Raw genomic sequence first — 26,215 nt, forward strand, 5'->3', positions numbered from 1 at the left:
CGGTGGGTTGCCCGCACGAACAGTAACGGTGTGACCTCGATGCTCCTCGGCTCTAGTATCGGCCCGGACCGTAAGTTAATGTACGGCGAACCTGACTCCCCCGGAAGGATGCGAGATGCGTGTTCGCAAGAGCCTGTCGGCCGTCGCGGTGGCGCTCGTCGCCGCACTCGCGGCCACGGCTTGTGGCGGTTCCGGCTCCGGTGACTCCGGCAAGACCACCGTGACCATGTGGATCTACCCCGTGATCGTCGACGAGGCGAAGCACGGCGCGTACTGGGACGAGACCGTCAAGGCGTTCCAGGCCGCCAACCCCAACATCCAGGTCAAGACCGAGATCTTCCCCTGGGCCAACCGTGACCAGGCGCTGGCTACCGCCATCGCCGGCAACAAGGGGCCCGATGTCGTCTACCTGATCCCCGACCAGCTGCCCAAGTACGCCCGCAACATCGAGCCGGTCGACAAGTACCTCGACGCCGACGCCAAGAGCGACTACCACGAGAACGTGACGAAGTCGGTGAGCATCGACGGCAAGATGATGGGCGCGCCGATCCTCACCAGCGCCGCCACCCCGATCTGCAACAAGAAGGTCTTCGCCGCCGTAGGCGAGACCACCTACCCCACCAGCTGGAACGAGCTGCTCACCCTGGCCCCGAAGTTCAAGGCCAAGGGCTACGACATCACCGCCTACCCGGGTGACTCCAAGCAGACCCTAAACCAGACGTTCTACCCGCTGCTGTGGTCGGCCGGCGGTGACGTGTTCAGCCCGGACGGCAAGTCGGTCGCCTTCAACAGCGACGCCGGGCAGAAGGCGCTGACCTTCCTGAAGCAACTTGTCGACGGCGGTTACGTCGACAAGAGCCTGATCACCAACGTCCCGTCGATCGAGCAGACCCGCATCGGTCAGAACAAGGTCGGCTGTGTCTGGCACGTGCCCGTGGCGGAGGCCGAGAAGCTGTGGGGCAAGGAGAACATCCAGGCCGTCCCCCACTTCACCGACGTCAAGCAGGTCGGCTACGGCACCGTCGGCTCGCTGTCGATGCTGAAGGGCGCCAAGAACAAGGAGGCGGCCGGCAAGTGGATCGCCTTCGCGACCAACGCCGAGAACACCAAGAAGTACGACGTGGCCTCCAACTTCTTCTCTCCGCGGAAGTCCACCGGCACGCTCTACGCCAGCGACCCGGTCCTCAGCGTGCAGGAGCAGCAGGTGGCCACCAGCACCGTCGGCCCGCTGCACGAGAAGGCCCGGGACGTCCAGGGCGTTCTGTCCCCGGAGATCCAGGCCGCTCTGCTCGGCAAGAAGTCGGTGCAGCAGGCGCTCGACGACGCGGCGAAGGCCGTCGCTCCGCTGCTGGGCTGACCTGGCGCGGCTCGCGGTGGGAGTACCCTCGCCCACCGCGAGCCGCCGAGAAAGGTTGTCAGATGGTTGCACTACCGGGGAGCAAGCTCCGTCGGCCACGCCGGCCGGCCAAGGCGGTCCGGCGCCGGCCGTCCGCCCGCGAGGCCGGCGCGGCCCTGCTGTTCGTCCTGCCGTTCCTCCTGCTCTTCGTCATCTTCCGGTTCGGGCCGGCGATCGCCGGCGTGATCCTGGGCTTCACCGACTACACCGTCGGCGGCGACACCAGCTGGACCGGCCTGGAGAACTTCCGCCGGCTCGTCGACGACCCGACCTTCTGGTCGGCGCTGCGCGTGACGGTCATCTTCACCGCGCTGTCCGTACCCCTGTCGATGCTGGCCTCCCTCGGTATGGCGTTGCTGACCCGCCGCGCCTTCCGCGGTGCGAAGCTCTTCCGGTCCGTCTTCTTCCTGCCCGTTGTGACCAGCCTGGTCCTCGCCGGGGTCGTCTTCACCTGGGTCTTCGCCGACGGCGGCCCGTGGTCGCGGGCGATGGGGGCGCTGGGATTGCCGGCCGGCTCCTGGCTCGCCGACAGCGCGCTGGTGGTACCGGCCCTGGTCCTGGTGTCGGTCTGGTCCCGCTTCGGCTACGGCATGCTCATCCTGCTCGCCCGTCTGCAGGACATCCCGGCGGAGCTGGAGGAGGCGGCGCTGACCGACGGCGCCTCGGCCTGGCAGCGCTTCCGGTACGTCACGCTGCCGCACTTGCGGCCCGCGCTGTTCTTCGTCGCCATCATCGAGACCACCGTGTCGTTCCAGGTCTTCGACATGATCTACGTGATGACCGGCGGCGGCCCGGTACGCGCCAGCTACAGCCTCGTGTACCTGCTCTACGACCAGGGATTCAAATACTTCGACCTGGGCTACGCCAGCGCGGTCGGCGTCGCCCTGTTCGTGATGACGATCGTTGTGGCGCTGATCCAGCGGCTGACCCTGGGGAGGGAACAGTGACCGACACCGCAACGCTGCCGGCCGCCCCGGCCACCGGAACCCAGCAACGCGACCGGCGCCCCTACCGGGCCGGCCGGGCCAGCAAGGGCTGGGTGATCGGGCGTACCGCGCTGCTGCTGGCCGGTGCCGTGCTCACACTGTTCCCCTTCTACGCGATGGTCGTGCTGTCGTTCAAGCCGACCGGGCCGGTCACCTTCCCGGAAAGCCTGCTGCCCTGGCCGCTCTCCACCGAGGCGTACGACCAGGTCATCGGCGCCAAGAGCGTGCTGCGCTGGATGGCGAACACGCTCGTCTACTCAGTGGTGTCGGTGGTCGGCGTGCTGCTGTTCGCCTCCATGGCCGGCTACGCCTTCGCCAAGAAGCGGTTCCCCGGCAAGGAGACGATGTTCTGGTCATTCCTCGCGATGCTGATGGTGCCGTACCACGTCACGATGATCCCGACGTTCATCATCATCTCCGAGCTGAACGGCGTGGACACCTACTGGGGCATGATCGTGCCGACGCTGGCCAACGCCCAAGCCGTCTTCCTCATGCGACAGTTCATCGCATCCCTGCCCGACTCACTGTTCGAGGCCGCCCGGCTCGACGGCTGCTCCGAGTGGCGGGTCTACGTCGCGATCGTGCTGCCGCTGATCAAACCGATCCTGGCCACGCTGGGCGTCTTCGTCTTCCTCTGGCACTGGAACGACTTCCTGTGGCCGCTCATCGTCGGACAGAGCCTCGACATGCGGACCCTCACCACCGGCATCGCCTCGCTGCAACAGGAGAACGTGCCGCTGAACATGCTGCTCGCCGGGTCGGTGGTGGCGTTCGTGCCGATCTTCATGGCCTACCTCGTCGGCCAGCGCTACTTCCAGCAGGGCGTCTCCACCACGGGCATAAAGGGGTGAGCGTCATCGCGGTGGCGGCCACGCCGTACGTCCGCGAGCTGTTCCTCGACCCCGACACCGTGGCCGCGCTGCGGCGCCTCGGTGAGGTGCGGCTGCCCGCCGACGGCGCCGACGTGAGCGACGAGGCCGTGCTCGCGGCGCTGCTCGCCGACGCCGACGTCGTCGTCACCGGCTGGGGCACCGCCCCGCTGACGGCCGCGGTGCTCGCCGCCGCGCCCCGGCTGCGGCTGCTCGCGCACACCGGGGCCAGCGTGAAACCGTTCGTCACCCCGGAGTGCTTCGCCCGTGCGGTACGCGTCACCCAGGCCGGCGACGCGATGGCGTACGCGGTGGGGGAGCAGGCTCTCGCGCTGACGCTGGCGCTGCTGCACCGGCTGCACCGGTTCGACCACGCCCTGCGCACCGGGGCCGGCTGGACGAGCGCGAAGGACGCCCCGCCCCGCCGCGAGCTGCGCGGGGCGACGGTAGGGGTGGTCGGCGCCTCCCGGACCGGCCGGGCATACCTCGGCCTGGTGCGGGCGCTCGGGGCGCGGGTGCTCGTGGCCGACCCCTACCTGTCCGACGCGGAGGCCGTGACGCTCGGCGTCGAACGGGTCGGCCTCCACGAACTGCTCCCGCGCAGCACGGTGGTCTCCCTGCACGCCCCGGTGCTGCCGGAGACCGTCGCAATGATCGGGGCACGCGAACTCGCCCTGCTGCCGGACGGGGCGCTGCTGGTCAACACCGCCCGCTCGGCGTTGGTGGACGAGGCCGCGCTGCTCGCCGCGCTGCGCACCGGCCGGATCGACGCCGCGCTGGACGTCTTCGACGTCGAGCCGCTGCCGGTCGACCATCCGCTGCGCCGGCTGCCGAACGTGCTGCTGACCCCGCACGAGGCGGCCGGGACGGTGGAGTCGCGGCGCCGGGCCGGTGCGATCCTCGTGGCCGAGATCGACCGGTTCCAACGCGGACGACCGCTGGCGCACGAGGTGCGCCCGGAGCAGCTCGACCGGACCGGCTGACCCGGGCTGACCTGCGCTGGCGCGGCCGGAGGCAGGAGAAGTAGCCTCTGCGCTCATGCGCATCGCTCTGGCCGGACTCGCCACCAGTCACCCCTACACCGATGCCCGCGCCCTGCGTGACCACGCGGAGCTGGTGGTGTGGGAGTCGGATCAGCAGCGGCTGGCACGGTTCCGGGCCGAGCAGCCGGACGTCGCCGTGGCGCCCGACCTGGCCGCGTTGCTGGCGACCCGCCCGGACGGCGTGGTCCTCACGGTCCCCACCCCGGACGTCCCGGACGCGCTGGCCCAGGTGCTCGCCCGCGAGCTGCCCTGTTTCGTCAACAAGCCGGCCGCGGCGACCCTGGGGCAGCTCGACCGCCTGGAACGCGTCGTGCGGCGGGCACCGGAGCTGGTGCTCACCTCCTCGGTGCTGCGCTTCGCGCCGGACTTCGTGGCGTTCGATCTGGCGCGCGAGGAGGTGCTGTCGGTCCGGGCCACGGTGCGGCACGACGTCGGTCTCTGGGCCACCGGCTACAACCCGTGGCAGGACGACCCGGCGGTCGGCGGCGGCACGCTGGTGATGATGGGACTGCACGGCGTGGAGCTGCTGGTCGCGCTGCTCGGGCCGGCGGTGCGGCTGGTCGGGGCCGCCGGCACCGTACGCCGCCACCGGGGACTGCGTTCCGAGGACACCGGGCTGCTGGCGCTGCAGTGGGACGACGGCGTGCCCGGCGTTGTCGAGGTGCTCGGGGTCAGCCAGGGCGAGGCGTACGAGGTGACCGTCCACACCGCCGGCGGGACGCAGCGGGTGGTGCTGAGCGGCGGCGCCGACCAGCTCGGCTACCGGGCCACCATCGACGCGTTCCTGGGCATGGTCCGGGGCGGGTCGAGCCCGGTGCCGTGGGCGCAGACCCGGGCCGTACTGGGCCTTCTCGCCACGGCGCGTGCCACCGCCTGAACCACACGGCCGGGTCGACCCACCGCCCCGAGCACCTTGACGCCCCCATGGCGGGAAGTTACGGTCATGACCGTTACTTCGGAAGGGGTGTGGTGGCATGCGTACGGTGGCGGACCTGGAAGAGCGGCTCTCCCGCCCACGGGACGTCCTGGTGGACGACCTGCGCAAGCTCGACGGGGACATCCTGATCCTCGGCGCGGGCGGCAAGCTGGGGCCCAGCATGGTCCGGCTGGCACTGCGCGGGGTCGCGGCGGCCGGCACGGGTGCGCGGGTCGTCGCCGTGTCGCGCTTCTCCGAGGCCGGGCTCGCCGACGCGCTGCGCGACGAGGGCGCCGAGGTAGTCGAGGCGGACGTCGCCGATGATTTCGCGCTGGCCGCGCTGCCCGACGCGGCGAACGTCATCTTCCTGGTCGGCGCCAAGTTCGGCACCTCGGGCCGGGAACACGCCACCTGGACCACCAACGCCTACCTGCCGGGCCGCATCGCGCAGCGCTTCGCCGGCTCACGCCTGGTGGCGCTGAGCACCGGTAACGTCTACCCGCTCGTGCCGGTCACCACCGGCGGCTGCGTCGAGCAGACCCCGGTGCAGCCGGTCGGCGAATACGCGATGTCCTGCCTGGGCCGCGAACGCGTCCTCACCCATTTCGCACTGCGCGACGACACCCCGCTGGCCCTGATCCGGCTCAACTACGCCGTCGAGATGCGCTACGGCGTGCTCGTGGACATCGCCCGCGCCGTGCACGCGGGCGACGCGGTGGACCTCACCATGGGGCACGCCAACGTCGTCTGGCAGGGCTACGCCAACGAGGTCGTCCTGCGCGCCCTGCACCACACCGCCACACCGCCGTTCGTGTTGAACCTGACCGGCCCGGAGCTGGTCTCGGTACGCCAGGTCGCCACGGCGGTGGCCGCACGGCTGGGCCGCGAGCTGGTCCTCACCGGCACCGAGGCACCGACCGCGCTGCTGTCCAACGCCCAGCTGTGCCACCGCCTGTTCGGCTACCCCGATGTGCCTCTGGCCGAGCTGATCGACCTGACGGCGGACTGGGTCGCCGACGGCCAGCCCCTGCTCGGCAAGCCGACGGGCTTCCAGCGCCGCGACGGCAACTTCTAGGAGAGACCGTGTTGACCGCATCAAGCACCCGACAGGCCGCGGCCCTGGCCCGGTTCCGGCGCGGGTGCGTCATCCCCGCCCACCCGCTCGCCCTAGACGCCGACCGCAGACTCGACGAACGCCGGCAGCGGGCCTTGACCCGCTACTACCTCGCCTCCGGTGCGGGCGGCATCGCCGTCGGCGTGCACACCACCCAGTTCGCCATCCACGACACGAAGGTGGGCCTGCTCGCCCCGGTGCTGGAACTGGCCGCCGAGACCGCGGCCGCCACGGACGCGATCCTGGTCGCCGGTGCCTGCGGGGACACGGCGCAGGCGGTCGCCGAGGCGGAGCTGGCAGCCTCGCTCGGCTACCACATGGTGCTGCTCTCGCCGTACGGGCCGCTGGACGAGGACGGCCTGGTCGAGCGGGCCCGCGCGGTCGGCGAGGTGCTGCCGGTCATCGGTTTCTACCTGCAGCCGGCCGTCGGCGGCCGGGAGCTGTCCCGGGACTTCTGGGCCCGGCTGGCCGCGCTCGAATCGGTGGTCGGGATCAAGGTGGCGCCGTTCGACCGCTACCGCACACTCGACGTGCTGCACGGCGTCTGCGCGGCCGACCGCAACGGCGACCTCGCCCTCTACACCGGCAACGACGACCACATCCTGGCCGACCTGGTGGCCCCGCACCGGGTCGTGGTCGACAAGCGGACGGTAGAGGTCGAGTTCGTCGGCGGGCTGCTCGGCCAGTGGGCGGTCTGGGCGCGCACGGCGGTAACCCTGCTCGACGAGGCCCGACGGGCGCGGGCCGGCGACGACGTCGCGCTGCGCCGGCTGCTCACTCTGGACGGTCACCTGACCGACGCCAACGCGGCGATCTTCGACGCCGCGAACGGCTACCACGGTTGCATCCCGGGCATCCACGAGGTGCTGCGCCGGCAGGGCCTGCTGGCCGGCCGGTGGTGCCTGGACCCGGACGAGGAGCTCTCGCCGGGTCAGCTCGCCGCGCTCGACCGGGTGCACCGCGCCTACCCGCACCTGCGCGACGACGACTTCGTGGCCGAGCACCTGGACGAGTGGCTGTCCTGACGCGTGCCGGGGCGATCGGTCCACCGGCGTGGACCGGATCGCCTCAGAGAGTCAGCCGGTAGAGGGTCAGAGGGCGGCCGCTGGTGCCGGAGGCGAGGTTGCCGGTCCGCTCGGCCAGGCCGGCCAGCTCCAGCCGGTGCAGCATCCGCCGCGCGGTGCGTTGCTGCACCCGCAGCTGGTCGGCCACCTCGCGGCTGGTCAGCGGCTCGTCGCCGACCGCCGTGCGCACCTGCCGCAACCGCAACAGGGTGGGCACCGACAGGCCGACCCGCTGGGCGATGACCGCCAGGTTCACCTCCGACGGCCGCGGTGTCGGCGTGGTCGACTCGAGCACGATGTCGGTCTCGCCGCGCAGCGACAGCACCGCCGTGGTCGGGCCGACCCGGCGCGCCCGGCTCAGCGCGCGCCGGGCCAGGTTCTCCGCCTCCGCGGCGCTGCGTCCCAGGCCGAAGCCGATCTGCACGGTCTCGTGCCGGTCGGTGAGGCGCCGCAGCATCGGCAGCGCGGTGAACCCGCCAGTGGCGTCGTACAGCGGGCCGCGAGTGGTGACGATGAGGTACGTGTCGGAGGCGAACCGGGCGAGCGTCCCGCCGAGCCCGGCCACCTCCTTGAGCAGCCCGTCGTCGCCGCCGGAAAGGTTGGCCAGCCCGAGCGCGATCTGGGCGTCCTCCTGGGCCTGGCTGCCGACCTGCAGCAGGAGCTGGCGCAGCGCGGTGCGTACCGAGTGGTTCGACGGGGCGAGGCGCAGCGCCGCCATCTCGTGGCGCAGCACCTCGTACACGGAGCTGATGCACGTGACCGCGACGTCCGCGCCGGCCTTCCGCTGCCGGCGGTGGAACGCGATCACGTCCTCGGAGCTGAGGCCGCTGCGGTACGGCAGCGACCGGACCCGTTCCATCGGCAGGTCCGCCTCGCCGAAGGTGGTGGCGACGTCGGCGCCGGTGACGGTGTCGATCGACATCCGGGTGACGTCATGCCCGGCGCGCAACAGCCGTACGGCGGCCTGGAGCAGCGTCGCCCCGGTGTAGTCGACGAAGACGGCCGGGCGGTTGAGAGAGTTCGCCTCCCGGGCGAGCGTGTAGGGCACCACGCCGGTGAACAGCCATGCCTCCACCTGGCCGGCGTGCGCCTCCACGATCGCCGGAGCCTGCGACTCATGGTCGTAGTGCCACCGGCGGGCGCTGACGCCGGGCTGCTCCTCGCAGGTCGCGGCCACGTCGTCGACCAGGTCGTGCGGACCGATGACCGCGATCTCGATGGTCACCGCTGCCTCCTGTCGGGGGTTGCATTGTTCGCAGTCCAAGATTACGGTCAGGCCCGGTATTACTGTAGCCCGGGAGGGTACGTGTCGTCGTTTCCCAGCATGGCCGACGCCGGCGGCCGGACGATCGGCGCGGAGGAGTTGGCCGCGGTCAGCCGGGTGCTCCAGTCGGGCATGCTCAGCTCGGTCTGGGGCACGGAGGTCCGCGCCCTGGAACGCGAGATGGCCGACCGCCATGGAGTGTCGCACGCGGTGGCCGCCAGTTCCGGCACCGCGGCCCTACACCTGGCCGTCGCCGCCGTCGCGCCCGATCCGGGCGACGAGATCATCACCTCTCCGATCAGCGACTTCGGCACCGTCGCGCCCATTCTCGCCCAGAACGCGGTGCCGGTGTTCGCCGACGTCGATCCGTACACCGGCAACCTCGATCCGGCGGCGGTCGCCGCCGCGATCGGGCCGCGCACCCGGGCGATCCTTGCCGTGCACCTGTTCGGCGCCGCCGCCGACCTGCGCGCGGTCGCCGACGCCGCCGGCGTGCCGCTGATCGAGGACTGCGCGCAGGCGTGGCTCACCCGCTACCCCGACGGCACCCTCGCCGGCACGGCCGGCGCGATCGGTTGCTTCAGCCTCCAACAGTGGAAGCACATCACCTGCGGCGACGGCGGCCTGGCCATCACGGACGACCCGGTGCTGGCCCGCCGGATGCGGCTCTTCGCCGACAAAGGCTGGCCGCGCGACGAGGCCCGCCGGCACGTCGGACTCGGCCTGAACTACCGGATGACCGAACTCGCCGGCGCCGTCGCCCGGGCCCAGCTGGCAAAGCTGCCCGGCGTGCTCGCCGACCGGCGGCGCACCGCCCGGCGGCTGGTCGACGCTCTGGCCGACCTGCCCGGCGTGCACCTGCCGGCGGACGTGGATGCGCACGCCTGGTGGCTGTTCCCGATCGTGCTGGACCCGCCGCTGACCAACCACGACGTGGCCGGGAAACTCGCCGACGCCGGGATACCCGCGCGAGCCGGCTACCTGGAACAGCCGCTGCACTGCGCCCCGGCGCTGACCGAGGCCGCCGTCTACGGCGCCTCCCGCTTCCCGCTCACCGTGCCGCCGGCGGACCGGCTGCCGGCGTACGGACCCAGGGCGTTTCCGGTCGCCGAGCGGATGATCGAGCAGACGCTGCTGGTCATCGACTGGAACGAGCGGTACACCGACGCGCACGTCGACGAGATCGCCCAGGCCGTCCGCGCCGCGGTGACCTCGTGATCGCGCCGGCCGCCGCCGCGCTGCGCGACCGGCTGCGCTGGCGGCTGATCGCCGCGACCGCCACCCCGGTGGACGCGACCGGCGCCGTCGACCCGGCCGTGCTCGACCGCTACCTGCGCGGGCTCGTCACCGACGGGGCGGAGGCGCTGGCGGTGCTCGCGCACACCGGGCGCGGCCCATACCACGACGAGTCCACCCGCGACCTGGTCATCAGTCGCGCCGTCCACACCGGGGCGCCGGTGATCGTCGGCGTCGGCGGCCGGCCGGGGGAGCGCCCCGACGACGTGGCCGCGCAGGCGGCGCGGGCGGCCACCCTCGGCGCGGCCGGCCTGCTGGTCTTCCCGGTGGACGACCCGGTCGCCCACCACGACGCGCTCTGGCACGCCGCCGGCCTGCCGATGCTCGCCTTCGACCTCTACCTGCGGCCGTACGCCGAGCCCGCGCTCGCCGCGCTGCTGCGGCACCCCGGTGTCGCCGGGGTGAAGGTGGCCCGCCTGCACGACGCCCTGGCCTGCCAGGCAGCCCTGGCCGCCGCCCACCGCGCCGACCGGCTGGCGGTCACCGGCGAGGACCGGATGTTCGGCCCGTCGCTGATGTGGGGCGCCGAGGCGGCCCTGGTCGGCCTGGCCGCCGCCGCGGTCCCGACCACCGCCCGGGTGCTGCGGGCCTACGCCGACAAGCGCTACGACGAGTTCGTCACCGCCTCCGCCGACCTCGACCGGCTGGCCCAGGTCACCTTCACCGCACCGATCGAGGGGTACGTGCAGCGCATGCTCTGGATCGCCGCCGACGAAAGGCGGATCCCGACGGGCCATGCCAGCGACCCACACGCCCCGGCGCTACCCGACGGCGACCGGGACCGGGTGCTGCGCGTGGCCGGGCGCCGGTGAGCGGCAACCCGTTCGTGGCCGCCGACCTGCCGCCGGTCACCCTCGACATCGACGTGCTCGTCGGCCGGTACGCGGACCGTCCTGGGCCCAACGGCGAGCCCGTGGCGGTCGCCGGGGCGCTGGCCGCCAACGGCATCGAGCGGGCGGCCGTCGCGAGCCTCCGCGCCGCCCTGTTCGACGTGCCCAGCGGCAACGACGAGGTGGCCGCCCTCGCAGGCCTCGGCGTGCTGCCGGTCGGCGGGCTGGACCTGCGGGACCCGCTCGGCGCCGAACGGGAGGTCGTCCGGCTTGCCGAGCGCGGCTTCCGGGCCGTGCGGCTGTTCCCTGACGAGCAGCGCGTCGAGGCGGACTTCCCGTCCGTGCGGCACGTCGCCCGCCGGGCCGCAGAGGCCGACCTGGTCGTGCTCACCGGCGGGGATGTCCGCCGGTTCTGGCGGCCGCTGCGCGGCGCGACAGTTGTCTTCCTCGACACGCACTTCTACCACCTGGGCGACTTCGTGGTAGTGGCCCGCGACGAGCCGGGCTTCCACACCTCCACCCGGCTGCTCAACTCGCCGGACGCGCTGGAGACCGTCGCCGCGCACGTCGGCATCGAGCGTCTGCTCTACGGTTCCCGGACCCCGTTCTACGAGCCCGTCGTCCCGCGGCTGCGGCTGGCCCGGGCCGGGATCGGCCCATCCGGAGTCGCCGCGGTGGCCGGGGGAAACGCCCGCCGGATCCTGGGGCTGACCAAATGATCATCGACGTTCACGCCCACTGGGGACCGTGGTTCTTCAGCATGGAGGTCGGCGCGGTCGCGACCAACCTCGCGGTGATGGACCGGTACGGCATCGACCTGGCCGTGGTCTCCGCCACCGAGGCGGTGATCTACGACGTGGCCGCCGGCAACCGGGCGATGGCCCGCGTGCTGGAGAGCAGCGACCGACTGCTCGGTTACCTGACAATCAACCCGCGCCGGTTGGACGACGCCGAGCGGGACCTGCGCGATCTGCTGCCCACCGGCCGGTTCGTCGGCGTGAAGATCCACACCGACTACACCGGCTCGCCGGCGAACTCCGCGCAGACCCGGGCCGCCCTCGAACTGGCCGCCGCGCACGACCTGCCCGCCCTCGTGCACACCTGGGACACGACGCCGCTCGACCTGGCCCAGGCGGTCGCGGACATCCCCGGGGCACGGGCCATCGCCGGGCACATGGGCGCGAACGGGTGGCGCCACGCTATCGAGGCGGCCAACGGGGTGGACCGGCTCTGGCTGGAGCCCTGCTTCTCGCACACCGAGGCGGGTCGCTTCGCCGCGGTGGCGGCGGCCGTGGACCCGCGGCGGCTGCTCTTCGGCACCGACGCCACCCTGATCGACCCGGCTGCCGCGTACGGGGCGGTGCTCGCCGCTGACCTGTCGCCCGAACTGGCCGAACGGGTCGCCTGGCGAAACGCCGCCGAACTGTTCCGGCTCGACCTGTCCGCCCAGACATTCGCCAGAGCCAACGGATGAGGCAGCGGGCCACCGCGCGGCAGCGCCCGCGAGGCGTCACCGAGCGGCGTCCCCGCAACGATCGGCAGCGGCGTCTACCGGCTCATCGAGGCCGCGCTGCGGGACGGGGCGTCCGCCGCCGTCACCGGGTGGCTGCGAAGCGGCGTGCCGCCCGGCTTCGGGCACTCGCGACGGACGGGGGCGCGACATGATCGTCACGGTCACGCTCAATCCCGCCCTCGACATCACGCACTCCGTCGCGTCGTTGGTGCCGCACAGCAGTCACCGGGTCAGCGACGTCGGCGCCCAGGCCGGCGGTAAGGGGATCAACGTTGCCCGCGTCCTGCACACGCTGGGGCTACCCACCGTCGCCGTGGCGTTCCGCGGCGGCCCCGCCGGCGCCGCCATCGCCGCCGACCTCGACAGCCACGGCATCGCCCACCGGTTGGTCGGCATCGCGGGGGAGAACCGCCGGACGTTCGCCGTCGTCGATGTCGGCAGCGGAGACGCCACCGTCTTCAACGAGCCCGGTCCTGGGGTGTCGGACGACGAGTGGCACGCCCTCCGCGAGCAGGTGCACCTGCTGCTCCCCGACGCGTCGGTGCTCGTCCTCTCCGGAAGCCTTCCGCCCGGGCTGCCCGCCACGGCGTACGCCCAACTGATCGGCGCCGCCGGCCGGGCCGGGGTGCCGGTGATCCTGGACGCGGCCGGAGCGCCGCTGCGCGCCGGGGTCGCGGCGGGCCCGAACGTGGTCAAGCCGAACGCCACCGAACTCGTCGAGGTCACCGGCCTGCCCGACCCGCTCGCCGCCGCCGAGGCGCTCCGCGCGGCCGGGGCGCAAGTGGTGGTGGCGTCCCTGGGCCCGGAGGGTTTGCTCGCGGTCACCCCTGACGGCACCTTCCGTGCCGGACCGCCCGAACCGCTGGCCGGCAACCCGACCGGAGCCGGCGACTCGGTTGTCGCCGCGATCGCAGCCGGCATCCACATCGGGACTCCGTGGCCGCGTCGGCTGGCGGAGGCCGTGGCGCTGTCCGCCGCCACGGTGCGTGCCCCCCGCGCGGGTCAGTTCGACGCCGACACCTACCACCGGCTTGCCCCCCGACCGGTCGAGTCCCGCACGTCGAGACCGCACACCACCTGACGACCGGAGTCCCTCAATGCCCCTGTCATCCACTGCCGACCTCGTCGGGCGGGCCATGGGCCGCGGCCACGCGGCCGCCGCCTTCAACGTCATCACCCTCGAACACGCCGAGGCCATCGTCGACGCCGCCGAGCGGGTCGCCGTCCCGGCCATCCTCCAGATCAGCGAGAACGCGGTGAGGTACCACGGCGGGCGCGTGCTCCCGATCGCCCGGGCGGCCGCCGAGGTGGCCCGGGCCGCCGCCGTCGACGTCTCGCTGCACCTCGACCACGTACGCGACGAGGATCTGCTGCGCCAGGCTGCGGACGCCGGGGTGAGTTCCGTGATGTACGACGCGGCCGGGCTGCCCTACGCGGCCAACGTCGAGGCGACCCGGCGGGCCGCCGACTGGGCCCACGAGCGGGGCCTCTGGATCGAGGCGGAGCTGGGCCGGATCGGTGGCAAGGACGGCGAAGCGCCGCTGGACGCCCACGCGCGGGGGGCCCGCACGGATCCGGACCAGGCGGCGGCGTACGTGGCGGCGACGCGGGTGGACGCGCTCGCCGTGGCGGTCGGCAGCAGCCACGCCATGACCACCCGGACGGCGACCCTCGACCACGCGCTGATCGCCAAGCTGCGGGACGGCGTTGGCGTGCCACTGGTGCTGCACGGCTCGTCGGGCGTGCCGGACGAGGAACTCGTGCGGGCGGCGGCAGGTGGCATCGTTAAGATCAACATGGGTACGGCGCTGAACGTCGCGTTCACCTCCACGGTCCGCGCCCACCTCGCCGGCGACGGCGCGGTCACCGATCCCCGTGCGTACCTGTCCCTCGGCAGAGCCGCGATGGCGGATACCGTGGCGCACTTCCTCCGCCTTCTCGCCTCGCCAGGGGATTGATCTCCCCGAGCTGCTCGGCGACGTCCTCGCTGGGCGCAGCAACCCCGGCCTGGTCTTCAAGACCAGCCTCGGCGGCAGCAACGACGCCTACACCGCCATGTGCCCTGGTGACACGACTCCTGCCGGATAAGATCCCACGCCGGGGAAGCGGGGTCGTCTGCGGCGGCGTTCAGGGCGTGGACATCCCGGTGTCGGATCTGTTCGGCATTGGCGGGCGGGAACTCCTTGGGCACCGGCCGCAGCCGGGTAGCCGGACCGTTGCCACACCATCGGCGGCACCAGCCATCCGCTGCTGCCGCCATGTCGGCCGGCGCGACGTGCAGATCGCCGCCCGCCACGCTGACCCGCGCACCACCATGCGCTACGACCGCGCCCGCAAGAACCTCGACCGCCACCCCAACTACATCCTCGCCGCCTACATGGCCTCCGGAACGTAGCGGCTGCTCAGGACTCTGCCGAATAACGGACGTCGGCTCCCCAGACGGTCGGGGCATGATGTGGGTGTGTTGGTAGAGAAACCGGAGGCAGTGGAGTGAACGGAGTGCTCACTAACGATGAACGCCGTGTCGTTGCCTGGCAGCCACAACGGGGCTATCGATCGCTCGGGATCTTGTCGTATTAGTCTTCGCCGCATGGCCTTGCGACCGGACGAGTTCTATGACCACGCAGTCGCCGTCGCGGACGGCGAGCGCCGGCTCCCGTTGGCACGCATGACGGGATGGGAGATCAGTCCGTTCGAGCCGGACGGACTGCGCGTAGCGCCGTTGCGCCCGCCGGTGCTCCCGGAGCCCGCGCGGCACGGCGAGGATCCGTCGGACTGCAACGCTTGCCGCGACCGGGACGAAGGGATCTGGTTCAACGATCACTGGCGGCTGGTCCGGATTCCGGGAGTGGGCGTCCCGCTGGTGCTCATGCTGTATCCGCGCGCTCACTACGACATGGCGGATCTACCTGACGAACTGGCCGCCGAACTGGGGCTATTGAGCACTCGCATCGTCCGCCATATGCAGGCACTGCCGCACATCTCGCGGGCCCACGTCTACCGCATCGGAGATGGTGGCGCCCACCTGCACGTCTGGTTCTTCGCTCGGCCCGAAGGACAGGCCCAATTGTGGGGGTCGTGGCTGGTCGTCTGGGACGACCTGCTACCGGAGTACCCAGCGGACGTCGCAGAAGCTGACGCTCAAATCGTGGCAGACGCGTTGGTCGCGTCCCACGGAGGCCACCGGTCGTCCACCAGCAAACCGGCCGCCTGACCGGCCTGATCCACGACCCGAATGTCACCGTCACGGCTGTTGCCACGCCGCCGTGCGGATTTGCCAAGGTCACGTATCCGGATCTGCCGCTGACCGCGCGTCACGAGGTGCCGGCTTCGACGGGCAAGGCGTCCGGACGTGCCGAGTTGAGTGCGTGTCACCCTCGTGCCGATGCGTGGAATCATGCCGGGCATGGTGGATCAGTCGGTCAGCGTGTTGTGGTCGCGGCCTTTACATCTGAGGTCGGGCTCGCAGGCGATGGCTGCGGCGTCCGGTTCGCTCGTCGTGGCGGAGCGGCACTCGCGCCTGGTCCGGCTGGATCCGCGCAGCGGAGCGGAGTTGTGGGAACAACGTGTCGAGGATTGCTGGGGCACGGCCGTTATCGCGGGCGAGCGCTGCCTTTACCTGAGCCAAGCAGGAGTTCTGCACTGCTTCGACCTGGGCAACGGGCAGCGGTTGTGGTCGACGCCCGGCATGAACCTGCGGTATTACGTCAGCGTCAGCGGCTCTGTTGTTCTGCTGGGAGGGTGGCGCGGTTACCACCCTTTGATTCGGCTGGCCCTGGCCAACGGCAAATGCCTGCCGTCCGACGGCGCTGCGTTTGCCGGAGCCGGTCCACTGGCCTGGCCGCAGCCGGTTCGTTGGAGGCCCGAACACGACTCTGCCGCCGGTGCGGTGCTCATCGCGGGCACCGGTCTGCCAAAACTACTGGTAATGGCCGCCTCCGGGGCGGTCCTGAGGGAGTGGTCGCTGCCGGCGCCGGTGGTCTTCCCTGATGGCGACGGCAGCTACGGAGTCAGCGACGATGGCCGTGTCACCTTCCTCAGCGGTCGACGCACGGTCATGACTTTTCATTCGGTGCGCGGTGTGCAAGTGCTGTGGCACCACGAACGTGATCTCCGCCCACAATCGCCGATCCTCCACGGCGACACGCTGTGGCTCGTCGAGGACGCCGGCATCACGGTCATCGACCTGAGCCAAGGTGTTGTCACCGAGGTACGGCCATCGCACGGCGCTGTCTGCGCCGCGGCCCTGGTCTCCGGCGGTGTGCTGTTCGCCTTTGCGGACGGCTCGCTGGTCACCATCGACCGCGCTGGCAACGCCGGCGCCCGCATACGGCTATCGGCGCGGATTGACCGGCTGGTCCCCGCAGACAACGGTCTGATGCACGCAATCGGCGAAGGCCACCTCGTCACACTCGATATCCCGGCCACGGCAACCGTCCCGCTCTGTTAGCAGCGTCCGCTTCTGCCGCCGATCGTGCGCGCCGCCCGGCGGCGCGACCGTAACTGCCTGTAGCCGGCCCATGTGGGTAGACATCCTGTCGTGCCGAGAACAGTGCACCCAATGGCCGGGCGGCTCCGCCCGATCGGGGTCCAGTTTCGTGTGCTCGAACAGGTTGGCTCCACTACCGATTGCCGAAGGCCCCGGCTTGCTGCCGCTACTGCGGGAGATCAGTCGAGGTGGTCCTCGAACGCTATCTACGCGGCGGACATGAGCAAGTTCGGGTGGACCTGCGGGGGCTGGGCCCAGACGTCCGTAGCCTGGTGCACTCTGCCGAGTCGGAATATGGCGGTGCGAAATCGGGTGCAGCCGTAGCACAAGCGGGTCGTATCGTGCCGGCATGATCGATGAGCCGATTGATCCGGACGATCGCCTCGAGTGGCTGGTCGAGCACGGGCGGGTGGACGAGGCGATCACCATTCTCGAAGCCCGGGTCGGCGGCGGGGACTGGCTGGATGTGGACCGCCTGACCGACCTGTTGATGGAGAACGGCCGCGTCGAGGAGGCGGAGGCGCATTGGCGGGCTGCCATCGAGGCCGGTCTGCCTCGGGCGTACGGCGGCCTCGCGGACATGCTGGCGAATGCGGGCCGAACCGACGAGGCTATTGCCGGGTGGCGGGCCGCGGTGGAGGCGGGTGAGCCACGAGCCCGTGCCCGTCTCGCCGCGTTGTTCCGCAAGACCGGCCGGGTGGACGAGGCGATCGCCGAGTACTGGGCGGCGATCGCGGCCGGTGACGCGGCGGCGGGCGTCCGGCTGGCCAAGGTGTACGCCCGGGCGGGCCAGCTGGACGAGGCGGTCCGCGCCTATCGGTCAGCGATCGGCGCCGAGGGTGTTTCGCGATGGCCGCTGGGTGCGCTGTTGGAGAAGCTCGGTCGCGCCGACGAGGCGGTAGCCGCCTACCGGGCTGCCGTTGACGCCGGCGAGGAGCGCGCTCGCGTGCGGCTGCTGGCGGCACAGGGCCGCCTGGAGGAGGCGACTCAGCTCGTCCGGGACATGCTCGCTGAGCCGGGCCACAACCCTTCCTACCGGCAGCTTGGCTGGCTGTTGACCGAGCAGCGGCGCGTCAAGGAACTCGAGGCCGAGGCACTGCTGCTCAAGGACGGCAACCTGGTAGGGCTGTCATATCTCCTTGCCGGCGCCCAGCAGTCCGCGAACTACCACGAGGACTGTCCAGCCGACTGCAAGGGCAGCACCCGGGTGGTGCGGTACCTCCCAGGGACCCTGGGATGACCTGCGGCGGGGCCTGCTGAACAGCGCAGTTGCCGCGGTCGGAGCAGTTGGGGCGTGACCTGCCCGCGCCTACTGCTCGGCCTTGGCATCCTCAATTGCCGCTGAGCATGCGCGCCGGCTTCGGCCGGGTCCGTCACCGATCGTGTACGGGCACCGGTAGGTACGGCGCCTTGGAGTGCACGACCGGGCCGAGATCAGTGCGTCGGTGTAGCCACTCAACTCATGGAGTCGGCACGTGTCGCGCCAGATGTGGATGAGCGAGATATCCAGATGTTTGCGTGGATGACATCGAGTTCAATAGCGCCGTGATCACGATGCAAGCGGTCGTCGAAGTCCCCGCGCTGGACAACGACCCGGCGCCGCCATGGCCGGTGGCCCAGGCCGCACCTTGGTCATGGCTGCCCCTCAACGTCGACTGCACCGATGAGGAGCTCGGGCTGTTCGTGGCCGCTCTGGCTGCTCGGATCGAGGTGCTGCCTCCTAGCGGCCGCGATGAGGTCGTGGACGCCCTGCTCGCCGAGGAACTACTAATCATCGCCGGCGGCCTGCAGGTGGGCGACCCCAGCACCGGAAGGGTCGTGGTGCCGGGCTGTTGCGCCGGATTGGAGGACTGGCGGGACTGGGCGCAGGCTCTTGCTGGCGGCTCGCCATGGCTGGGTCACGACCCGGGCCCTGAGATCGAGGCGGTTGGTGAGGACCTGCGGGTGTGGCAGGACGGCGGCCCGGACCGTCATCGCGGCCGCTGGGCCGGGCTTCATGTCGACCTCCCGCGTCATGCGCTGCCGCAGCTGCTGATGGGCGTGCAGCGTGACCTCGTCGGCTTCCTGGACGCCTTGGCCAGATGGGCTGCCCGGGCCGACCTGGGCCGGCAAGGGACCGCCTTGGTGAGGGCGATCGACCACAGCTTCACGATCACTGCACCATGGGACTCGCCGGAGGGTTAGCGGACCGTCCACGGGCCGGTTTCGGCTTGCGCAGTGCTGACATCGACACGTGTCGGCATCCGCTTCTGCCGCCGACCGTGCGGGCTGGGAGTCATCCGAGTGTGGTCCTCACCGAGCAACGGGCGGCGGTCTTGCGGAACCCGCAGCATGGCGAGCTGTTCATCGTTGACCAGCCGGCGCAACCCTGCCCTGCCCACGCGGACGCCCCGGGCCCGCGCTCAGTCCATGTCGGCCGGGATCGGGTCGAACGACGTTCCGTCCGCCGGGCCCACCTCGTGCAACCGCCCGTCCCGCACCAGGTACACGAAATTGTGCCGGGTCCGCGCGGCGAAGTCGGCCCGTTGGCCGTCGGTCCAGTCGTCGAGGTGGGTGCGGGGGTACTCGGCGTGGTTCGGTTCGGTCAGCAGCCGGACCACGTAGACGGCGCTGGCGCGCACCTCGATACGCCAGCGGTCGTCGGGCCACTCGCCCTCGGCCGCGATGACGCCGTCGACGACGTGGTCGAAGGTGAACGTGTCCAGCGCGGGCGGATACACCCGGCCGGGCACCGGGTCGACCCGCTCGCGCGCGACGGTGGCGTCCTGCTTCAGGAAGGTGTGCACCAGGTACCCCATCCAGAATTCGGCATTGTAGAACTTCTCGTGCTCGTTCCAGGCGATCGCGGTGCCGTCGGCGGTCGGCGCCCACTTGCACCAGTACCCGGGCTTGCTCGGGTCTGGATCCCTGGCGTCCTCGATCTCGTCGCCGTAGCCGAGGGCGTAGGGGCCGGTGGAGCGTGGTTCGGCCTGGTCTCGGCGAACGCCAGCAGGTAGTCGATCTCGTGCTGGTTCAGCGGAGGAGTGATCGTCACCTGGCCGGTGAACCTGGTCTCGTAACGCACGGCGGTTCCCTTCGACGAAGCGTCGCATGTGTATACCAAAGCGTGGAAGGCGCTGATCCGAGCGAGCAGGAGTTCCGGAGTGGAGCTGACCGGCATGTTGGCGGAAACCCACTGAGAACCGCATCGGCCTGCAATCTTCGAGGCGTCCTACCGGATCCTCGGTTTCGAGGCTGAGGCCTGCCTGTCGGCGGCGTGGCAGCGCAGGAGCCGAACGCAAGATCTGAAATCAGCGAGGGTATCCGCTTCTGCCGCCGACCGTGCGTCACGTGGACGACTAAGCCGTTGTGGCTCGGGCACCGGCGGTGTGCTGCTGGTTTGCTGCGGTGTGCCGGACGACCTGGATACCGGCGGTCGTGGTGGTCACGAGTGCCACGGATGCGGCGACCAGCAGCAGGGTGGTCTCGGCCAGGACAGTGCGCATGTACTCGCCCCCGTTTGCGGTGGCGGACAGGTATTGCACGGCTGCGATCAGGTTGAGGGGTACGGCGACGATCGCGCTCATCCGCCACCACGCCACTGGCTCTGTGGGTGCGACCGGTGGTCCGGTGCGCCGGGCCCGGATGACCCAGTTGGCGACGCCGGCCCAGGCGGTAAGCAGCGTGAGAAACAGCAGACAAAACATCGCTGCGGACAGCTCGCGAAGCGGCACGATGGTGTCGAGCATGTCCACCGTGCCGGACCCGTCGTGGGTCACTACGCCGATCCGGTGCTCGTACGCTGCGAGGGCGACGATGGTGTGGAAGACGTCAACGACCGTGAGTGCGACAAGGGCGGTCACGGCGGGGCGGGCACCGGGCATCTGGCGACGATAGCTGAAGGGGAAACATCGCTTGAGCGCTGATCCTTAGTTCACCGCTCGCCTCGTAGAGTCCACGCTCGCGTGCACGGATCTGCCGCAGAGCGCGCGCAACCGCCTACGGCCTTGACCTGAAGCTCGCTTGAGGTCGGAGCATGAGTGTATGACGGTGACGGATGAGACGCGGCAGGCGCTGGAGCGGCAGCGAACTGTGGAGATCACCACGACCGGGCGACGGAGCGGTCAGCCGAGGAGAATCGAGACATGGCGTTATCGAGCCTGTGGCCGCTACTGGCTCACGGGGAGCCCGGGCTCGCGCGACTGGTACGCCAACGTGCTCGCGCATTCTGAGTTCACGCTGCACCTGGCCGAGGTGGATCTTCAGGTGCGGGGGCGCCCCGTGACCGACCCGGACGAACGGGCACTCGTTTTCGACAAAATCGTCCCGGCCTTGGACTGGGCCGGAAGCTTGGAGAGCTGGATTGCCGGAAGCCCGCTGGTGGAAATCGAGCTCGGCTAACGCCGCCTACGAGGAAGCAAGAATCCCGGCGATTCTAGTATGAGCGACGGACGGTATCGCGCCCGCACTGATCTGCCGCTGACGGCGCGTCGCGCAGCGTCACAGTCGGTCGAGTGAGCACCCAGTCCAGTCCCACCACATGCTTGACAGATCCGTTCGCCGCTCATGCCTGACGGTCGGCCTAGAGTCGGTTGCCCTCGTCCGTTCCGCCGTCCCGGTTGGCCAGCTCGACGAGAAGCCGCCCGTCGGCCTCGCTGCCGATGGCCGGCCGGTGTTCGGGATGACAGACGTAGTGCCGGATCGCGGTGGCGAGAAACCCGGTGTCGACGTTGTCCGTGCGCAGTGCGTTTCGGCTCCACGGAATGCCACGCCGCCTCACGAGCAGAGGCTTCGCGAAGGCCATCCGGAGCACTGAGGGGCGGTCGGCCCGCGGCCGGACCCGAGCGGCCGGGAGAGCCTTCCACGGCACAGTGAGCGAGCCGAGAACCGAGCTCTGCCGTATGCCGTGAGGCCGTAGCTGCACCCCGTGTCCCCGCCACGCCTCAACAACCAGCAGCGCCACCAGCACGAGCCAGGAGACAGCGAATGCCACGTCGAGCGTCGACACGATGCCCGCTCTGGTCGACCGGACCAATGCGCCGACGCTGGCCGAGGCAGGCCCGAGGAAGCCAAGGCAAGGAACACCTTCCATGCCGGCGCCGTCGCGAAGGCCGGCATCTGCGGCAGCACCACGAAGCAGGCCGGCCGGATCCCCATGCCGATGATCGCCAGGGCCAAGACCGCCAAGGCAAGGAAGACAAGCGGGAAGAACAGGGCCTGTCCCAGGCCGGGCGCGAAGCCCACGGCAGCAGCGTTCCAGCCTGCCACCAGCAGGCCAAGCATCAGAACGACCTACCGATGGCGCGCGGTGACAGCGGAAACCTTGCCGATCATGTCCGTGACAATACGAGCCAGCGGTCGCATGACTGGGTTGGCCGATCGGCCGACGTTGAACAACCGAACGTCATCATGGCAAGCATCTGGTGGGACGCGAGTGCCAAGCATGTCCTGTGATGGGACATGTGGACGTCCACGGGCGGCTGCGCAATATCCCCGCAGGTGCCCTAGCGGTAGCCCAGGAGCTTCATCGCGGCGCGATTGTCGGGCCGCGACCAGAAGAGCTGATGAAGATCGTCGGACAGTTCGTCGAGATGGGCATCAGCCCGTCCTCGCCGAAAGAACCCCGGATCGATTGCGTGTAGCTCCTCGAACGACGGAATTCCCACGTCGACGCGAGGCGTGATCCCGGACAGCAGTAGTTCCGCCATGACCCGCTCGACGGATGCTCTCGGCTCGCGTATCAGGTCCTCGTACCTGAGCATGACCCGATGGGCTGCTGGTGGCAGCAGCCAGCTAAGCACGTTCTGCCCCCAACTCCCGGTCCCGACCGTGTCTTTTCGGTTGATCATCGCTCTCAACTCGGTCTCGAACTCGCGGCCTTTCTCTTCGTTGTTAAGTCGAGCCCATGAGACCAGCGAGTCTCTGCCGTCGCGGACGAGGCAGATGGCTCGGTCCGACTCAGTGACGTCGCCATCGCGCTGCCTGTGCGTCTTGACGAAGTGCACCTGCTCGGCAGTCCGCATCGCGCGGATTGCCGCAGGCCGCTCCTCGAACCCGACCAGGGACGCGCCCAAGCGGGTGGCGACGCCGTCGACGTCGTATACGACGGACGTCCGTACACCGTATAGGCGGTGCAGCAGGATGCGGAGGAACGTGTTTCCCGAGCGTGGAAACGAGGACACCCACACGATCATGGGCATCACCCTAGGCGCGGCCGCCGTAGCGGTCACAGGGTGCTGTGCCGTCCGGGGAGGCTGGACGGTCTTACGACTGCCCGACGAGGAGATCCGCTCCTTCGCCCCTGATGTTGTTGATCCACGCCAATGCACGCGAGGACTGAGCCCGCATCGGCTGACAGGAAGAGCTGGAAGTAGTACGGAGGGTCGAGCTGCCTGACGCCCCCAAGCCGTACCGGCTGTTCGGCGAGAGCGTGGAGCGTCTCGACCGCCGCCGCGAAACCAAGTGTCGGGATGCCCCGATCCCTGGTGATCGCCTCCCGCGCCCGATACACGGGCGCAAGGTTGCTCGCGGGGACCAATCCGTCCCAGATGTGGACCGACGCGCCCCACTCAAGAGCCCTACGGCACGCTTCGTTGACTGGACCGTCGCCGGCAAGCAGCGATATCAACTCCTCGCGCTTCATGCAGCGAAGGTACAGCCATCCGCACAGCCAAGCCCGCCCGCTGACGCCGACGCTGCTCGACAACGACGGACGGGCTGACCGGGAGCGAAGCCGCCCGATCAGCCATCCGCGATCTGCTTCTAATCCCAAGGCGCAGGTTGAATCCTGCCGGGCACACCTTTCCCTCCCAGTTCAACGGCTTGGCGTGCCGTTAGGGTCACACGATGAGTCACGGCGGCGAGAATGGCTCGGAACGGCCCTTGGTCGGGGGCCGCTTGACGGCCGGTGTGGTCCGAGTTGGCGACACCGTGCGTCGCCCGGCCTCGCCCGCGTCGCGTTTCGTGGCGCGGCTGCTGATTCATCTTGCCAAGACGGGCTTCGACGGCTGCCCCCAGCACCTGGGGTGGGATCAACACGGCCGTGACATTTTGTCGTTCGTGCCCGGCCACGTTCCGCCACGATGGCAGCACTTCACCGACGACCAGGTCGGGCAGGCAGCAACGCTGCTGCGACAACTGCATGAGGCCACGCGAGAGCTGGGGTCCAGTCTCCGGGGTGAGGTGATCTGCCATCACGACGCCGGTCCGAACAACACGGTCTTCCGCGACGGCCAGCCGGTGGCGTTCATTGACTTCGACTTCGCGGCGCCCGGCCTCCCGTTGGAGGACGTCGGATACATGGCGTGGGCCTGGTGCATCTCGTCGCGACCCGACCGGGCACCCGCGACAGAACAGGCCCGCCAGGTGCGGGTCCTCGCGGACGCCTACGGCCTGAGTCTGACGGACCGTGGCCGCCTACCAGCCGCGATCCGGGGGCGCTTACATCGCAACGAGGCGTTCTGGCGGGACATCCTCGATGACCGGGCAGCCTCCGTCCCGCGCGCACGCTCTGCCGAAGTGCTCGCCTGGACCCAACGTGAACTCGCCTACATCGAGGCCAGTCAGGAGACGTTCGTTGCCGCGCTACGTCCGGTGTGAGCGCGTCCGACGCAGTGACGGACACGATCACTGACGGTGACGCTCAGCCAAATGATCTAGGTCAGCCCGTCAAGCATGTGCTGGGACTCAATCATCGTGCATTCTGCGCACCTTGATGCTCGGGATCTCCCCGGTATTGCAACGCGCGTTAACCTTCACCAACGTCGCGACGCTGATTCCGATCAGCGCCTTTCAGACGCCCGAGCAGATCCGTGCCGCCGGTCGCGAGCAGCTCGTGACGCACCTGCGCCGGCATCGGGCAGTGAACGCCGTCAAAGTGGGCGATCAGGCGTTGGCCGCCGCGGCTGAGCAGGATCTCACGCTGCCGAGACAGGACACCGGGGCTGCACTCGCCGGTGAGTTGGTCACCCATCTGCTGCAACTGCACCAACGGATGCGGGACGCCGACAAGGCGAACAAGGCCGCCTTCAGCGACCACCCACAGGCCGGCATCATTCGCAGCCTGCCCGGCATGGGGGCACTGGCGGCGGCGGAGTTCATCGTCGCGGTCGGGGACCTGTCGACCTTCGCCAGCCCTGATCACCTCGCCGCCTACGCAGGCCTCGCGCCGGTGGCACGGGACTCTGGCAAGCGCGTCGCCAACCTGCGCCGGCCGCAGCGTTACAACCGGCGTCTGCGCCACGTGTTCCACATGTCCTCGCTCAGCACCTTGCGGATGAACGGCCCAAGCCGGGACTACTACCAGCGCAAACGGGCTGAGGGACGCAAGCACCAGCAGGCGTTGATTGCCCTCGCCCGCCGCCGCGTCGACGTCCTCTGGGCCCTGCTCCGCGACAACCGCTGCTTCCAGCTCCAACCACCATCAACGACACCCGCCCGACACCACCAACCGCCCCGCGCCTTGACAACCGCCATTGAGACTCGTCCGGTAGGGCGCTGCACCTTGGCACCCTGGCCCCGGGCCAGCTCCACGGTGTGTGGGACTCACGGCGGAGATGGCTCTGAGGCCCGCCGTGTGGCAGCAGGAGCGGAGACGCTCATCGCGTCTCTGGTCTGGTGGGCAACGGGACGTCAAGGTTACCCATGTATGCGGGTGCGAGGATGATGTGTTCGTGGCCGAGCATCTGCGGATGCAGCAGTTGCGCAAGCAATGAGACTGGAATCCCACAGGGAACTCTCTGAGCAGGGCTTCATGCTCGGTGACCTCTTCGACGTGCCCGAAAGCGTCAGAACCGTGGCTCCGCTTCACCGGCCGACGACGTCCGCTCATGTCGATGTGCGGATGGCGGGCAGACGTCAGAGCGGCCTCCTCGCGGCCGGAGTCGAGGGCCAGCGCTGAAGCAGTGGCGTGTTGGTTCCATGCGCCAGCATCGACCGCGAAGTCAACTGGTGGTTCGGCCGTCTACCAGCAACAGGGACTTGCCGACCGTGGCGCGCGCGGCTAGTGCGCGGTGGGCGTCAGCGGCCCGTTCCAGTGGATAGGTGGCGCCGATCGTCGGGCGCAGGCGTCCCTCCGCGGCCCGTTCCAGTGCCAGGCCCAACAGTTCGCGCACGGTCTCCTGGTCCGGTGGGCCGTCCAGGAGCGGAGCGAGCACCCGTATGCCGCGGCGCGCGGCCATCTCGGGGTCCGGGGCGGCGAAGCCATCGGCGGTGCCGTAGGTGACGAACCGGCCGCCGTTGGCCACCGCGTCCAAGGCAGCCGTGCCGAGTGGGCCACCCGCCCCGTCGTAGACCAGCGCGGCACCGCCACCGGTTGCTTTACGCACCCGGCTGATCCAGTCCGACTGCGTATAGTCGATGGTGTCAATCCCCTGGATTCGTGGAGGGCTCCGTTATGCGGCCTGGGCCTCCAGGCGGGTCTCTGATCGTTCGTAGTCCATGGGTGAGCGCCAATCG

Annotated in this window: 26 protein-coding genes and 2 pseudogenes; 22 read left to right on the forward strand and 6 right to left on the reverse strand. The window is 70.1% G+C overall.

Going from position 1 to position 26,215, the window contains the following annotated elements:
- Nucleotides 1-115: 115 nt before the first annotated feature.
- From ABZS80_RS30060 to ABZS80_RS30090, 7 genes are all read left to right on the forward strand, one after another.
- Nucleotides 116-1,357 (forward strand): sugar ABC transporter substrate-binding protein, encoded by a 1,242-nt coding sequence (locus ABZS80_RS30060; protein WP_355061119.1) that lies wholly within the window; start codon nucleotides 116-118, stop codon nucleotides 1,355-1,357.
- Between the two features lie 62 nt (nucleotides 1,358-1,419).
- A complete protein-coding gene (locus ABZS80_RS30065) occupies nucleotides 1,420-2,343 on the forward strand; it encodes a sugar ABC transporter permease (protein ID WP_355061121.1) in 924 nt (307 codons plus the stop codon).
- Nucleotides 2,340-3,233, forward strand: a complete 894-nt coding sequence (locus tag ABZS80_RS30070) for a carbohydrate ABC transporter permease (protein WP_355061123.1) — start codon at nucleotides 2,340-2,342, stop codon at nucleotides 3,231-3,233. The genes ABZS80_RS30065 and ABZS80_RS30070 overlap by 4 nt, the downstream gene beginning before the upstream one ends.
- Nucleotides 3,230-4,234 carry a hydroxyacid dehydrogenase gene (locus ABZS80_RS30075; RefSeq protein ID WP_355061124.1) on the forward strand — a complete coding sequence of 335 codons (1,005 nt, stop codon included), beginning with the start codon at nucleotides 3,230-3,232 and terminating at the stop codon, nucleotides 4,232-4,234. The genes ABZS80_RS30070 and ABZS80_RS30075 overlap by 4 nt, the downstream gene beginning before the upstream one ends.
- 55 nt (nucleotides 4,235-4,289) lie before the next feature.
- Nucleotides 4,290-5,171 (forward strand): Gfo/Idh/MocA family oxidoreductase, encoded by an 882-nt coding sequence (locus tag ABZS80_RS30080; RefSeq protein WP_355061126.1) that lies wholly within the window; start codon nucleotides 4,290-4,292, stop codon nucleotides 5,169-5,171.
- Nucleotides 5,172-5,268: 97 nt separating this feature from the next.
- On the forward strand, nucleotides 5,269-6,285 hold the full coding sequence (locus ABZS80_RS30085; RefSeq protein ID WP_355061127.1) for an NAD(P)-dependent oxidoreductase: 1,017 nt from the start codon (nucleotides 5,269-5,271) through the stop codon (nucleotides 6,283-6,285).
- Nucleotides 6,286-6,293: 8 nt separating this feature from the next.
- Nucleotides 6,294-7,349: a dihydrodipicolinate synthase family protein gene (locus ABZS80_RS30090; RefSeq protein WP_355061129.1), complete on the forward strand. Its 1,056-nt coding sequence runs from the start codon at nucleotides 6,294-6,296 to the stop codon at nucleotides 7,347-7,349.
- A 43-nt stretch (nucleotides 7,350-7,392) separates the two neighbouring features.
- Here ABZS80_RS30090 and ABZS80_RS30095 read toward each other — a convergent pair whose 3' ends face one another.
- Entirely contained in the window at nucleotides 7,393-8,613 is a 1,221-nt protein-coding gene (locus ABZS80_RS30095) for a hypothetical protein (RefSeq protein ID WP_355061131.1), read from the reverse strand.
- An 81-nt stretch (nucleotides 8,614-8,694) separates the two neighbouring features.
- On the opposite strand from ABZS80_RS30095, the gene ABZS80_RS30100 reads away from it, so the two are divergent.
- The 11 genes and pseudogenes from ABZS80_RS30100 (at nucleotide 8,695) to ABZS80_RS30150 (ending at nucleotide 18,964) form a co-directional block, all read left to right on the forward strand.
- Nucleotides 8,695-9,870, forward strand: coding sequence for a DegT/DnrJ/EryC1/StrS family aminotransferase (locus ABZS80_RS30100; RefSeq protein WP_355061133.1), 1,176 nt, complete (start codon nucleotides 8,695-8,697; stop codon nucleotides 9,868-9,870).
- On the forward strand, nucleotides 9,867-10,760 hold the full coding sequence (locus ABZS80_RS30105; protein WP_355061135.1) for a dihydrodipicolinate synthase family protein: 894 nt from the start codon (nucleotides 9,867-9,869) through the stop codon (nucleotides 10,758-10,760). Before ABZS80_RS30100 ends, ABZS80_RS30105 begins: the two co-directional genes overlap by 4 nt.
- The gene (locus ABZS80_RS30110) at nucleotides 10,757-11,497 is read left to right on the forward strand and encodes a hypothetical protein (RefSeq protein ID WP_355061137.1); all 741 of its coding nucleotides are present in this window, start codon (nucleotides 10,757-10,759) and stop codon (nucleotides 11,495-11,497) included. Before ABZS80_RS30105 ends, ABZS80_RS30110 begins: the two co-directional genes overlap by 4 nt.
- Nucleotides 11,494-12,252 (forward strand): amidohydrolase family protein, encoded by a 759-nt coding sequence (locus tag ABZS80_RS30115; RefSeq protein ID WP_355061139.1) that lies wholly within the window; start codon nucleotides 11,494-11,496, stop codon nucleotides 12,250-12,252. The genes ABZS80_RS30110 and ABZS80_RS30115 overlap by 4 nt, the downstream gene beginning before the upstream one ends.
- Nucleotides 12,253-12,439: 187 nt before the next feature.
- Entirely contained in the window at nucleotides 12,440-13,372 is a 933-nt protein-coding gene (locus ABZS80_RS30120) for a 1-phosphofructokinase family hexose kinase (RefSeq protein WP_355061141.1), read from the forward strand.
- Between the two features lie 16 nt (nucleotides 13,373-13,388).
- On the forward strand, nucleotides 13,389-14,249 hold the full coding sequence (locus ABZS80_RS30125; protein ID WP_355061143.1) for a class II fructose-bisphosphate aldolase: 861 nt from the start codon (nucleotides 13,389-13,391) through the stop codon (nucleotides 14,247-14,249).
- Nucleotides 14,250-14,563: 314 nt separating this feature from the next.
- Nucleotides 14,564-14,686, forward strand: a pseudogene (locus tag ABZS80_RS30130) (integrase); the annotation flags it as partial.
- Nucleotides 14,687-14,881: 195 nt separating this feature from the next.
- Nucleotides 14,882-15,505 (forward strand): hypothetical protein, encoded by a 624-nt coding sequence (locus ABZS80_RS30135; RefSeq protein WP_355061144.1) that lies wholly within the window; start codon nucleotides 14,882-14,884, stop codon nucleotides 15,503-15,505.
- Nucleotides 15,506-15,676: 171 nt separating this feature from the next.
- Nucleotides 15,677-16,741, forward strand: a complete 1,065-nt coding sequence (locus ABZS80_RS30140; RefSeq protein WP_355061146.1) for a PQQ-binding-like beta-propeller repeat protein — start codon at nucleotides 15,677-15,679, stop codon at nucleotides 16,739-16,741.
- A 388-nt stretch (nucleotides 16,742-17,129) separates the two neighbouring features.
- Nucleotides 17,130-18,020 carry a tetratricopeptide repeat protein gene (locus ABZS80_RS30145; protein ID WP_355061148.1) on the forward strand — a complete coding sequence of 297 codons (891 nt, stop codon included), beginning with the start codon at nucleotides 17,130-17,132 and terminating at the stop codon, nucleotides 18,018-18,020.
- A gap of 278 nt (nucleotides 18,021-18,298) precedes the next feature.
- Nucleotides 18,299-18,964 (forward strand): hypothetical protein, encoded by a 666-nt coding sequence (locus ABZS80_RS30150; protein WP_355061150.1) that lies wholly within the window; start codon nucleotides 18,299-18,301, stop codon nucleotides 18,962-18,964.
- A 218-nt stretch (nucleotides 18,965-19,182) separates the two neighbouring features.
- Here the strand turns inward: ABZS80_RS30150 and ABZS80_RS30155 are convergent, their stop codons facing one another.
- Nucleotides 19,183-19,578, reverse strand: a complete 396-nt coding sequence (locus ABZS80_RS30155; RefSeq protein WP_355061152.1) for a hypothetical protein — start codon at nucleotides 19,576-19,578, stop codon at nucleotides 19,183-19,185.
- Nucleotides 19,579-20,118: 540 nt separating this feature from the next.
- Nucleotides 20,119-20,643 (reverse strand): hypothetical protein, encoded by a 525-nt coding sequence (locus ABZS80_RS30160; protein WP_355061154.1) that lies wholly within the window; start codon nucleotides 20,641-20,643, stop codon nucleotides 20,119-20,121.
- Nucleotides 20,644-20,803: 160 nt separating this feature from the next.
- Here ABZS80_RS30160 and ABZS80_RS30165 point away from each other — a divergent pair, with 160 nt between their 5' ends.
- Nucleotides 20,804-21,160 (forward strand): nitroreductase/quinone reductase family protein, encoded by a 357-nt coding sequence (locus ABZS80_RS30165; protein ID WP_355061156.1) that lies wholly within the window; start codon nucleotides 20,804-20,806, stop codon nucleotides 21,158-21,160.
- Nucleotides 21,161-21,341: 181 nt separating this feature from the next.
- Here the strand turns inward: ABZS80_RS30165 and ABZS80_RS30170 are convergent, their stop codons facing one another.
- Nucleotides 21,342-21,767, reverse strand: a complete 426-nt coding sequence (locus ABZS80_RS30170) for a hypothetical protein (RefSeq protein WP_355061158.1) — start codon at nucleotides 21,765-21,767, stop codon at nucleotides 21,342-21,344.
- Nucleotides 21,768-21,793: 26 nt separating this feature from the next.
- Between ABZS80_RS30170 and ABZS80_RS30175 the strand changes: the two genes are divergently transcribed.
- Entirely contained in the window at nucleotides 21,794-22,213 is a 420-nt protein-coding gene (locus ABZS80_RS30175) for a hypothetical protein (protein WP_355061160.1), read from the forward strand.
- Nucleotides 22,214-22,263: 50 nt separating this feature from the next.
- On the opposite strand, the gene ABZS80_RS30180 is transcribed toward ABZS80_RS30175, so the two are convergent.
- Nucleotides 22,264-22,953 (reverse strand): sulfotransferase domain-containing protein, encoded by a 690-nt coding sequence (locus ABZS80_RS30180; RefSeq protein ID WP_355061162.1) that lies wholly within the window; start codon nucleotides 22,951-22,953, stop codon nucleotides 22,264-22,266.
- 652 nt (nucleotides 22,954-23,605) lie between these two features.
- Between ABZS80_RS30180 and ABZS80_RS30185 the strand changes: the two genes are divergently transcribed.
- Complete coding sequence (locus ABZS80_RS30185; protein WP_355061164.1) at nucleotides 23,606-24,358, forward strand: phosphotransferase; 753 nt, start codon at nucleotides 23,606-23,608, stop codon at nucleotides 24,356-24,358.
- 115 nt (nucleotides 24,359-24,473) lie between these two features.
- The gene (locus ABZS80_RS30190) at nucleotides 24,474-25,424 is read left to right on the forward strand and encodes a transposase (protein WP_355061171.1); all 951 of its coding nucleotides are present in this window, start codon (nucleotides 24,474-24,476) and stop codon (nucleotides 25,422-25,424) included.
- A gap of 277 nt (nucleotides 25,425-25,701) precedes the next feature.
- Here the strand turns inward: ABZS80_RS30190 and ABZS80_RS30195 are convergent.
- Nucleotides 25,702-26,118: pseudogene (locus tag ABZS80_RS30195) on the reverse strand (zinc-binding dehydrogenase); the annotation flags it as partial.
- Nucleotides 26,119-26,215: the final 97 nt, after the last annotated feature.

This window comes from Micromonospora sp. NPDC005305 (genome assembly GCF_040607315.1).
Classification (GTDB): Bacteria; Actinomycetota; Actinomycetes; order Mycobacteriales; family Micromonosporaceae; genus Micromonospora.

Excerpts from the sequence above, each read along its gene's own strand:
- ABZS80_RS30085 (WP_355061127.1), top strand. The coding sequence starts at position 5,269 with ATGCGTACGGTGGCGGACCTGGAAGAGCGGCTCTCCCGCCCACGGGAC.
- ABZS80_RS30140 (WP_355061146.1), top strand. The coding sequence starts at position 15,677 with ATGCGTGGAATCATGCCGGGCATGGTGGATCAGTCGGTCAGCGTGTTG.
- ABZS80_RS30080 (WP_355061126.1), top strand. The coding sequence starts at position 4,290 with ATGCGCATCGCTCTGGCCGGACTCGCCACCAGTCACCCCTACACCGAT.
- ABZS80_RS30115 (WP_355061139.1), top strand. The coding sequence starts at position 11,494 with ATGATCATCGACGTTCACGCCCACTGGGGACCGTGGTTCTTCAGCATG.
- ABZS80_RS30175 (WP_355061160.1), top strand. The coding sequence starts at position 21,794 with ATGCGCCGACGCTGGCCGAGGCAGGCCCGAGGAAGCCAAGGCAAGGAA.
- ABZS80_RS30190 (WP_355061171.1), top strand. The coding sequence starts at position 24,474 with ATGCTCGGGATCTCCCCGGTATTGCAACGCGCGTTAACCTTCACCAAC.
- ABZS80_RS30065 (WP_355061121.1), top strand. The coding sequence starts at position 1,420 with ATGGTTGCACTACCGGGGAGCAAGCTCCGTCGGCCACGCCGGCCGGCC.
- ABZS80_RS30185 (WP_355061164.1), top strand. The coding sequence starts at position 23,606 with ATGAGTCACGGCGGCGAGAATGGCTCGGAACGGCCCTTGGTCGGGGGC.
- ABZS80_RS30135 (WP_355061144.1), top strand. The coding sequence starts at position 14,882 with ATGGCCTTGCGACCGGACGAGTTCTATGACCACGCAGTCGCCGTCGCG.
- ABZS80_RS30060 (WP_355061119.1), top strand. The coding sequence starts at position 116 with ATGCGTGTTCGCAAGAGCCTGTCGGCCGTCGCGGTGGCGCTCGTCGCC.
- ABZS80_RS30180 (WP_355061162.1), bottom strand. The coding sequence starts at position 22,953 with ATGATCGTGTGGGTGTCCTCGTTTCCACGCTCGGGAAACACGTTCCTC.
- ABZS80_RS30165 (WP_355061156.1), top strand. The coding sequence starts at position 20,804 with ATGACGGTGACGGATGAGACGCGGCAGGCGCTGGAGCGGCAGCGAACT.
- ABZS80_RS30155 (WP_355061152.1), bottom strand. The coding sequence starts at position 19,578 with ATGGGGTACCTGGTGCACACCTTCCTGAAGCAGGACGCCACCGTCGCG.
- ABZS80_RS30120 (WP_355061141.1), top strand. The coding sequence starts at position 12,440 with ATGATCGTCACGGTCACGCTCAATCCCGCCCTCGACATCACGCACTCC.
- ABZS80_RS30145 (WP_355061148.1), top strand. The coding sequence starts at position 17,130 with ATGATCGATGAGCCGATTGATCCGGACGATCGCCTCGAGTGGCTGGTC.
- ABZS80_RS30125 (WP_355061143.1), top strand. The coding sequence starts at position 13,389 with ATGCCCCTGTCATCCACTGCCGACCTCGTCGGGCGGGCCATGGGCCGC.
- ABZS80_RS30160 (WP_355061154.1), bottom strand. The coding sequence starts at position 20,643 with ATGCCCGGTGCCCGCCCCGCCGTGACCGCCCTTGTCGCACTCACGGTC.